The 8,921-nt window shown below is 35.1% G+C and carries 9 protein-coding genes, 1 tRNA gene and 1 rRNA gene; 4 read left to right on the forward strand and 7 right to left on the reverse strand.

From position 1 onward, the window contains the following. Nucleotides 1–9 precede the first annotated feature (9 nt). The 6 genes from ACFYKX_RS17755 to ACFYKX_RS17780 all read right to left on the reverse strand — a co-directional run bounded on the left by ACFYKX_RS17755 (nucleotide 10) and on the right by ACFYKX_RS17780 (nucleotide 5,815). On the reverse strand, nucleotides 10–1,155 hold the full coding sequence (locus ACFYKX_RS17755) for a Ger(x)C family spore germination protein (RefSeq protein WP_389362412.1): 1,146 nt from the start codon (nucleotides 1,153–1,155) through the stop codon (nucleotides 10–12). Next, complete coding sequence (locus tag ACFYKX_RS17760; protein WP_389362426.1) at nucleotides 1,152–2,246, reverse strand: GerAB/ArcD/ProY family transporter; 1,095 nt, start codon at nucleotides 2,244–2,246, stop codon at nucleotides 1,152–1,154. Before ACFYKX_RS17760 ends, ACFYKX_RS17755 begins: the two co-directional genes overlap by 4 nt. Next, complete coding sequence (locus tag ACFYKX_RS17765) at nucleotides 2,239–3,717, reverse strand: spore germination protein (protein ID WP_389362413.1); 1,479 nt, start codon at nucleotides 3,715–3,717, stop codon at nucleotides 2,239–2,241. The genes ACFYKX_RS17760 and ACFYKX_RS17765 overlap by 8 nt, the downstream gene beginning before the upstream one ends. Before the next feature lie 140 nt (nucleotides 3,718–3,857). Beyond that, complete coding sequence (locus tag ACFYKX_RS17770; protein ID WP_389362414.1) at nucleotides 3,858–4,781, reverse strand: DMT family transporter; 924 nt, start codon at nucleotides 4,779–4,781, stop codon at nucleotides 3,858–3,860. A gap of 172 nt (nucleotides 4,782–4,953) precedes the next feature. Continuing rightward, nucleotides 4,954–5,026: transfer RNA gene (locus ACFYKX_RS17775), tRNA-Ala, on the reverse strand. A gap of 96 nt (nucleotides 5,027–5,122) precedes the next feature. After that, a complete protein-coding gene (locus ACFYKX_RS17780; RefSeq protein ID WP_389362415.1) occupies nucleotides 5,123–5,815 on the reverse strand; it encodes an MgtC/SapB family protein in 693 nt (230 codons plus the stop codon). 189 nt (nucleotides 5,816–6,004) lie between these two features. Between ACFYKX_RS17780 and ACFYKX_RS17785 the strand changes: the two genes are divergently transcribed. From ACFYKX_RS17785 to ACFYKX_RS17795, 3 genes are read left to right on the forward strand one after another with little or no spacing between them, the layout of a single operon-like run. After that, nucleotides 6,005–6,916, forward strand: a complete 912-nt coding sequence (locus ACFYKX_RS17785; protein ID WP_389362416.1) for a DMT family transporter — start codon at nucleotides 6,005–6,007, stop codon at nucleotides 6,914–6,916. A 10-nt stretch (nucleotides 6,917–6,926) separates the two neighbouring features. Next, on the forward strand, nucleotides 6,927–7,472 hold the full coding sequence (locus ACFYKX_RS17790; RefSeq protein ID WP_389362417.1) for a GNAT family N-acetyltransferase: 546 nt from the start codon (nucleotides 6,927–6,929) through the stop codon (nucleotides 7,470–7,472). A 13-nt stretch (nucleotides 7,473–7,485) separates the two neighbouring features. Continuing rightward, complete coding sequence (locus tag ACFYKX_RS17795) at nucleotides 7,486–8,040, forward strand: GNAT family N-acetyltransferase (RefSeq protein ID WP_389362418.1); 555 nt, start codon at nucleotides 7,486–7,488, stop codon at nucleotides 8,038–8,040. Between the two features lie 43 nt (nucleotides 8,041–8,083). Here ACFYKX_RS17795 and ACFYKX_RS17800 read toward each other — a convergent pair whose 3' ends face one another. Then, entirely contained in the window at nucleotides 8,084–8,257 is a 174-nt protein-coding gene (locus ACFYKX_RS17800) for a hypothetical protein (RefSeq protein WP_389362419.1), read from the reverse strand. Nucleotides 8,258–8,812: 555 nt separating this feature from the next. Between ACFYKX_RS17800 and ACFYKX_RS17805 the strand changes: the two genes are divergently transcribed. Further along, nucleotides 8,813–8,921, forward strand: a 16S ribosomal RNA gene (locus tag ACFYKX_RS17805); the annotation flags it as partial.

An 8,921-nucleotide genomic window follows, 5' to 3' on the forward strand; every position in this document is an offset into this window, starting at 1 on the left:
TTAGAACCACTATTCCCGAGCTCCTGTCCTAGTTATTTTAGTGTTAACTTCAATATTAAATTGGGCTCTTGAAAATTTTTTCCTCCATTCTTCTGAAGTTGAGTTTGTAATCTTATTTTTTCGATTATATATTTCCCCGAATCCGATTACATCTGCTTGTCTGTCTTTTAAAACCGAGAGTAACTCTAACGTTTCTTCCTTAATATTATTGTTTATTTCAGTGGATATCTGCTTTTTAATATTTTCTCCAGATAGATTAATACGCTCATCAATTTCTGAAAGGCTTATAGTCATATTTGTGTGTATTTTAAACTCTGGCTCCGTTTTTGACTGATTGGTTAACAAGATCACTGTATGAATATCGATAACGTCAAAGAGAATATGAAAATTGTTTTTTATATCTTCTTTTTCCTCCAAGGCTTTCTTTTCGAAAGGAATATTTTCTATACTAATTTTCATTTCTCTTTGCTGCCTACTTGCATTGTTAAGTAGAAGTTGGATATTGAATAAGTATTTTGTATCGATATCTCCAACTAACTTATCCCCGTTAAACAATGCCATTTTACTTATTCCTACCTCATTGTTTTTTCTTGAGATAATCGGAAGGATTGGATCTCTTCCATCACTGTAATAGTATTTTAAGAACTCATGGATTGTACAAGAAGGAATGGAATGTTGCTCAATGTTATGCTCAATTAAGCGGTAGAGGTATTCACCAATATTAGGGATGTCTTTGTAATTATGACTCATTATATCTCTAGCTTCATTCTCTGCAACAACCATATAAACAAGACTACCAATAGAGGGGTCTCTAGAAAGAGTGTCTGCAATACTCACAATTCCCTTTTCTTCTGCAAGTTGTCTACCATACAGAGCAAGTCTGACTTGACCTGATGCTGAGAGTCTCGAGGCATTTAGCGATAAAGAATTTTTGGCACCTTTACTTGTATGACCTTTGGAATTTCGAACTCTTGAAGTACCTTCCTTACCAGGTTCCATATTTTCAATCACACTTGTGGTCCTGAGCATATTGGAGTCTTCATCGGGGTCGTAACCAACAGCTGTAATAATATTTATTTCCTCAAGAATCCGCGTTTGTGTACAACCTGAGAGAAGCGCTAGACAAAGAAAAGATAATGTCAATTTCTTCATCATATCTGTTCCTTCTTCCTAATAAAACTTAGGCCGTATAAAACATAGGGATAGACAAAGACAAGAATAAATGAAGCTTTCGCTACGGAATCAACTACGATATTTATTAAATCTCTTGACTCAAAAAAAGAGTTAAGTATAACAAACAGAATACTAGCTATTACTATGCCTTTCTTTTGTTTTAACTTGAAATTTTCTTTTAACCCTTTGGTACAAACCCATAAGTACACCATTATATTAGGTATTACGTATGCCAACCAAATGGATATTCCAATATATTCAAACCTCTCCATAAAAGGAAAAGATGCAACGGTAAAAAAAGAGATAGTCCCCCATATAATCGTTTCCATTTGCTTTGGACTATAATACACAATAGAAACCACTAACACTGCGGTGTAAACAAATGTGGTGTAAAGCAAACTAATATTTGTAAATTTAAAGATGTTTTTTTTATCAGCAATATAAGGGTAAATAAAAAACATTAGTTCGAATCCTAATAGGGTATAAGTCATATGATACAATCCATTGAATATTTCAAAAGGTGAAGCGTCAAAAAGTGGCAAAAGGTAGTTCCAGTCTGCATAATTCATTGGGAAAATTAATAACAATGTCATCCACATGGTAAGTCCTTTTGATAAAAATAAGGTTCCAACAACAGAGCGTATTCCCCCGTAAAGACCATATACGGCTAGTGCCATTAGGATAGCTGAAACGATCCAAGTAGCAATATCAGGAAATATCCATGTTTTTACGACTTCCACATAGAGTACCAAAATACTGAAAGGCATGATACTCGTGTAAAGCATATAAACAGAATTAATCATCATACCAAGGCTTTTTCCAAAAATAGCTTTGTGAATCTGATATAAGTTGTACGATGGATATTTCCTTAATGTTAATAACATCACATAAATCGTTAAAGAACACACTATTCCTGCAAGTATGGAGCAAATCCAAGCACTATTCCCAGCGACCTCTATGATAATTCTTTGGAAGCCTAATAACCCTACTCCAATTTGCATACTTGTAACAATTAAGATAAGCAGTGATGCCTTAAATTGTAGATGAGGAGGGATGATAACAGGTCTATTCATCAATATCCTTACCCTTCTTAGTAGGACTATCATAAGACTTTAGAGTGAAAGCAGCCTTTTTAAAAACATTACCTTTAATGATTTTTTCAATAGGTAAGTACAAAAATAAGCTTCTAATTCCCTTAGAACTAAAAGGGAAGACGGGTAATGTATAGGGAGAACCTAGGCTATATTGCCTTACAGCATGGAGAAGCAGAAAGAAGATACCTGATGCAATTCCAAAAAAACCTAACGATCCTGCTAAAAGAATCATAGGAAATCGAATAAATCTTACAATGGTCCCCATTAAATAGCTAGGAGTTATAAAGGATGCGAGAGCCCCTAAGGCAACTAGCATAATCAAAATATTACTAGTAAACCCTGCTTCAACAGCCGCAGTCCCAATAACAATCCCTCCCACGATACCGATCGTTTGCCCAACCTTTGTTGGAAGTCTTGCCCCAGCTTCTCTTAATAACTCAATAATAAACTCAAGTAAGAGTGCTTCCAGTAAAGGAGGGAATGGTACTCTCGAACGCGAGCTACCAATGGATGTTAATAGGGCTTCAGGTATAACCTCATAATGATACGTTAAAGCACCTACATATAACGGTGTTAAGATGATAGATAAAAGAACTGCAAATAATCGAATCGTTCGTATAAAGATAGCAATGGGCCAACGTAGATTTACATCTTCGGAAGAATGTAGGAAATCGGTCATCCTGCTTGGTAAAGAGAGCGCGTACGAACTATTTTCCGTAAGGACAATAATCCTACCTTTTAGTAATGTTAGTGCCGCATCATCTGGACGCTCAGTCAAACGAATAGTTGGAAACAAACTATAAGCATTGTCTTCTAGAAGTTGTGAAAGTTGAGCGGCGTTCAAGATAGTATCTACTTTTGTATTTAGTGTTTCGAGTCTCTTTTCAATTTGTTCGACATCTAAAGGATTAGCTAAACCCTCTATATACATAATGGTAACTATTTTGCTAATTTCCTGCCCGACACTAAACTCTTTGATATATAGCTTTTTAGAAGGAAGAATCCTTCTTATCAATGAAATATTAGTATTAAGATCCTCATTAAAACCAACTTGTGGTCCAATAATGATGGCTTCGTTCTCTGGCTGTGAAAGTGATCTATTTTCCACTTTGACTAAAGCCAGTAGCAGTAATGTTTCAGGCTCACTGCTGAATGATAGGGTGACCCATCCTTTCTCAAGCTTTTTAGCTAACTCATCTTTCCCTTTTTCAACAGGAAATAGTTCAGTGCTAACAAATGGGAGCAAATGAAAGATATTCCTAAATAGCAGTGGTTCTTCAAAACTGAGAATATTTTTAATGGTCTTGTGAAGCTCTTTAACATCAACAAAATTCTTAAGGAAAAATACATCCACTGCTACATCATTAGCAGTAAGAAAGTGTTTTTCAGAGAAATCATTCATATGTGAAAAATTATCAACTATGGAGGTAATTAAATGGTCCTTTAACACTTTTCGTATACCATTCCTCTTTTTGGTAATAGTATTTTTTAAAAAATAGAAATTATACCATGAGAAGCTTTATTGCTAAATAGAGAGGATAGACAGAAAAAACCTTGATGTCTCAAGGTTTAATAGAAGAGAATTACGAGTTATGCTTTTTTTATAAAAAATCGGTAGAGCATCGGCATGATCTGACCGTTAACAATAATGACCCCAAGTATAATGATGATTCCACCAGCAATACTCTTAACAAAAACTTGTTCATGCAAAAGCGTAATGGCTGCAAGTAAGGTAGTAAGCGGTTCGAGATAAAGGAACATAGATACCTTTGAAGCCTCTAACACTTCAAGTGACTTCCCCCAATACCAATAGGCAATACCAGAAACGAAGACTCCGAGAAATAATAGATGAGCCCATTCAGAGTAGGTTAAAAGGTTTAAGGATAACCACCCCTTGTTTCTTATGATGAAGGGGGTTATTAGTGTAAAGCCGATAAGGCTCATATAGAAAGTTACAACTAAAGCCGGATAAGGGATCTGTAGTCTTTTTAGAAGAATAGAATAGATGGCCCAATTTAAGGTGCTTATTATCATAAGAATGAAACCAAGGTTAAAGGTGAACTGAAGAGATTGTCCACTTCTAGCTGTCGTTATCAAAACTACTCCAACAATGGCTAGAATCATCCCTATTGCCCTGGCAAAAGTCATTCTTTCATGCAGGAATATCATTGAAAGGATTACGGTAAAAATAGGGGAAAGTGAAACTAGCCAGCCAGTAGATGAAGCATCGATCATTAACAACGCTGTAGCCTGGAGGATCTGGTGAACAAACACCCCAAGGATACCTAAAACGATTATGTGAGGAAGATATTTTAAAGAAATCGATAGTCTATAGCGCTTCATTAATAAAAGGGTGAACAAAAACAAAGCTCCTATGCCAAACCTAAGAACCAACAGGGTGTACGGATCAAGCTTACCTAGGACAGCCTTAGTAGATACAAACGAGACTCCCCAAAAACTAATAGACATCGTTGCATAAAGTGACGCTGTAACCTTCGACTTGAATGGTGTCATGGGTGAGTCTTCCTTTCAGGAAATAGGATTTTTTTATAATCTTATGCTTGTCCTGGAGGAAGATGAGTGATTAATTTTATATAGCATTTGTTTCAAACGGACATTAATGAGGGAATTTTTAAAATGTGGATATAAAAAAGAACCCTTGCTAGGCAAGAGTTCATATTTTATATGGAGCATAGGGGGCTCGAACCCCTGACCTCTACGCTGCCAGCGTAGCGCTCTCCCAGCTGAGCTAATGCCCCGTGTAATATAAGAAAAATTATAATCAGATAAAGGAATTTGTGCAACAAAAAATTTAAGTGGAAGAGAGGGGGATCAAAAGTGACCCCTCTTCTGCTTTACAGCTTCCCAATCTCAACGCTCTGAATACCTTCAATTTTGGAGACAGCATAATAGACATCTGTTGTTGAGCGTTTGAAGTTTACCGTAATTAATAATTGAATAAAATGATCTCCGCCTTCTAAATCTCGAATTCTTATATTCTTAATAGATAACTTTTCTTCTTTTATCTTTTCAATAACTTCTGCTATGTCGTTTTTTTCCTTAATATTAAGCTGTAGCATAATTTCTTTTTCTCTTAGTTGTCGCGGACCTATCAATCCCATTAAGAAGGGAATTAGTTCAACACTGATAATTAAAAGCCCTACACCAGCTATCGCCTCAATATAAAAGCCTGCGCCTACTGCAATACCAATTCCTGCAGCTCCCCATATTAATGCTGCGGTTGTTAACCCAGAAATACTGTCATTTCCTCTTCTTAAGATGACACCTGCTCCTAGAAAACCGATTCCTGAAACAATCTGTGCAGCCAAACGAAGTGGATCCATCGTTATGTTTACATCTTCATCGCCAGGAAACATATAGGCAGACTCAATTGAAACAATCGTTAATAAACAACTAACAATAGAAATAACAAGGCTGGTTTTAAGCCCAACCGGTTTCCTTTTTAATTCTCTCTCGAGGCCTATAACAAGCCCTAGTATAGCTGATATGCCTAATTTCATTAACATATCCATATCGACACTAGCCATCTAATCTCCCTTTTCTTTTTAAATTTTGTGTAATGTAAGATTTCTGCTATTAAAAATAGTATGTAAAATTTATTATATGATAGAAAAATTAGAGTATAACGTTATAAAATAAAATGTACATTTTCTTTATTAAGTTTAATAATCTTTAACCATATTAATAATTTCTTTTTTAAAAAAAGGAGCGTAAAAGTGGATAATCCTAAAATAAATCCTTATCTTGTGTTAGCTATTGGTGTCATATCAGTTTCTGCTTCTGCCATCTTTGTAAAATTCGCATCAGCTCCTTCTGGTGTTATTGCTTTTTATCGATTGCTTTTTTCTGTCCTATTCATGCTTCCTGTCTTTTTGCTGAAATATGTTCACGAGTTAAAGCTAATAACAAAGCGCGATTGGATTTTCTCGATTATAGCAGGAGTATTCTTGGCTTTCCATTTTATTCTTTGGTTTGAATCGTTAAATTTCACATCAGTGGCTAGCTCGACGGTTCTTGTCACTCTTCAGCCGCTTTTTGCATTTATAGGAGGATATATTTTTTTCAAAGAGAAATATTCTAGAAATGCTATATTATGTGCGATTGTTGCAGTAATCGGTAGTATAATTATCAGTTGGGGTGATTTTAGGGTCAGTGGGTCTGCATTATTTGGAGATTTCCTGGCATTGGCCGCGTGTGCATTGGTTACAGGTTATTTAATGTTTGGACAAAGTATAAGAAAGAGACTATCGCTTATTACTTATACATTTGTTGTGTACAGTATTAGTACCATTACACTTCTTTTGTATGTTCTCTTCATAAATGAGCCATTAGTTGGTTACCCAACAAATGATTGGATCCTCTTTATTCTTTTAGCTCTAGTGCCAACGCTATTAGGTCATACATTGTTTAATTGGTCACTTAAATGGTTAAGTACATCCATTATTTCAATGGCGATATTGTTTGAGCCAGTAGGTGCTACAGTTTTAGCATTTTTCCTATTAGGAGAACATGTCATTCCATCCCAAATAATTGGGGGAATAATCGTTATCGGAGGTATTTCCCTATTCTTACTAGATGGAAGGAAAAATAAAGGAAAAGTTTCTCAGGCAGAGAAGTTAACTGGTTAGGAGAATAATGATGAATGTTCGAAAAGCGAATAGAAAAGATGCGAAAGGTATTGCGCATGTTCATGTACAAAGCTGGCGTGAAACTTATAAAGGGATTATTAATCAGGATTATTTAGACAGCCTTGATGAAGATAAACGCTATCATATGTGGAAAGAATCATTAGAAACGAATGGTGACCAACCATTGTTTGTCGCAGAAAATGACGCTGGAGAAATAATTGGGTTTGCTTCATTTGGTAAAGAAAGAACAAAGAAATTTGAAATAGATGGAGAGTTGTATGCTATTTATATCTTAGCTGAATTTAAAGGAAAGAAAGTTGGCACAAAGTTGTTCTTAGCTGGTGTACAGGAGTTGTTACGACAGGATATTAAGTCATTATTAGTATGGGTTATTAGTAACAATCCAAGTAAGAGGTTTTATGAAAGTTTTAACCCAATAAAAGTAAAAGAAGAAGAGTTCCGAATCGCAGGGGAAGAACTTATTGAAGTTGCTTACTCTTGGAATGATTTAAATGCTTTAAAAACCTCTTTAGTAAGCTCATTGGAGGATAAATGAAAGAGGGTTTAATATGAATATAGATACGGCTTTTGAATTTTTTCCTATATTAGAAACAGAGAGGCTTGTCTTGAGACAGCTTAAGGAAAAAGACGCACCCAACTTGTTCAGTTATTTCTCTAAAGACGAAGTTACCGAATATTATGACCTTGAATCGTTTACATCAAAACAACAAGCTGTGGATTTAATCAGTCGGCTTTCACAGCGGTACGAAGAGGGTAAACAGATAAGATGGGGGATTACACTAAAAGGAAACGATGAATTAATTGGGACTTGTGGGTTCCATTCTATAGAAAGAGACCATTTTAAAGCAGAAATTGGCTACGAACTTCACCCTCATTTCTGGGGAAAAGGAATTATGGCTGAAGTCATTCAAAAGGTAGTCGAGTATGGCTTTAATACAATGGAATTGAATAGAATCGAAGCATTTTACGATCCTGAAAACGTAAGTTCCAAAAGAGTTCTTGAGAAAAACGGTTTTGAGTATGAGGGTGTTCTCAGGAAACGTTTCTTTGCAAAGGGAAGATTTGTCGATGCTGCTATCTCAGGATTGTTGAAAGAGGTTTAATAAATGAAAAAGAGAATCTTTTTATCAAAGATTCTCTTTTTATTTATAACAAATAGGTCATCCCTGAGAAAATAAAAGCGGATGTTAATGTTAGAATGAACGTACCACCATTAACTTTTTCCTCGGAGTCTGCAATTCTAATGCCTTCCCAAAAAGCATAAGCGAATAAGAAGATTGCCATGAATAGTGATACATATAGTGCTACAGATATTAGCATAATTTCTCTCCCTTATTAATTTGATAGCCTTATTTATTCATATGTATTAGCTTCCGATTATATAACCGATTAAGTTATCCACAAATTTCAGAAACCCTTGGGTTTTTCAAGGTGAATTTGTGGATAATATGGATGCTTTTATTAACAAGGGGTGTATAAGTCGATAAAATATTATGTTAAAGCTGTTACTAATGTGAATAAGTCTGTGGATATTTAGAAGTTATGCACAAGAAAACATTTGAATCAGCATTTATTAACGAAACCAATAATGGAATAGGGTTAAAAGAGAAAAATGTGAAGGATATAATGAAGATAATATTTTTTAAAAAATTATATTGAAATCATTTTGTAAACATGTTATATTATTTCTTGTCCTCATCGGGGCGGAGTTAATTAGATAACTTTTAAAAAAGGTATTGACTACGAATTGATGATTGTGATATATTAGAGAAGTCGCTTTTGAGCGATTAACTAAAAATTGTTCTTTGAAAACTAAACAAATCATACGTCAACGTAAGTTTTAAAATTGTTTTAAATAAGAGCTAATCTTACTCTTTATTGGAGAGTTTGATCCTGGCTCAGGACGAACGCTGGCGGCGTGCCTAATACATGCAAGTCGAGCGAAGATTTAAAAGCTTGCTTTTGAATCTTAGCGGCGGACGGG

Source organism: Cytobacillus spartinae (genome assembly GCF_042865285.1).
Lineage (GTDB): Bacteria > Bacillota > Bacilli > Bacillales > Cytobacillaceae > Robertmurraya_A > Robertmurraya_A spartinae.

Bases quoted from the DNA above. Each gene is read 5' to 3' on its own strand.
- ACFYKX_RS17755 (WP_389362412.1), bottom strand. From the start codon at position 1,155: ATGATGAAGAAATTGACATTATCTTTTCTTTGTCTAGCGCTTCTCTCA.
- ACFYKX_RS17760 (WP_389362426.1), bottom strand. From the start codon at position 2,246: ATGAATAGACCTGTTATCATCCCTCCTCATCTACAATTTAAGGCATCA.
- ACFYKX_RS17770 (WP_389362414.1), bottom strand. From the start codon at position 4,781: ATGACACCATTCAAGTCGAAGGTTACAGCGTCACTTTATGCAACGATG.
- ACFYKX_RS17780 (WP_389362415.1), bottom strand. From the start codon at position 5,815: ATGGCTAGTGTCGATATGGATATGTTAATGAAATTAGGCATATCAGCT.
- ACFYKX_RS17790 (WP_389362417.1), top strand. From the start codon at position 6,927: ATGAATGTTCGAAAAGCGAATAGAAAAGATGCGAAAGGTATTGCGCAT.
- ACFYKX_RS17795 (WP_389362418.1), top strand. From the start codon at position 7,486: ATGAATATAGATACGGCTTTTGAATTTTTTCCTATATTAGAAACAGAG.
- ACFYKX_RS17800 (WP_389362419.1), bottom strand. From the start codon at position 8,257: ATGCTAATATCTGTAGCACTATATGTATCACTATTCATGGCAATCTTC.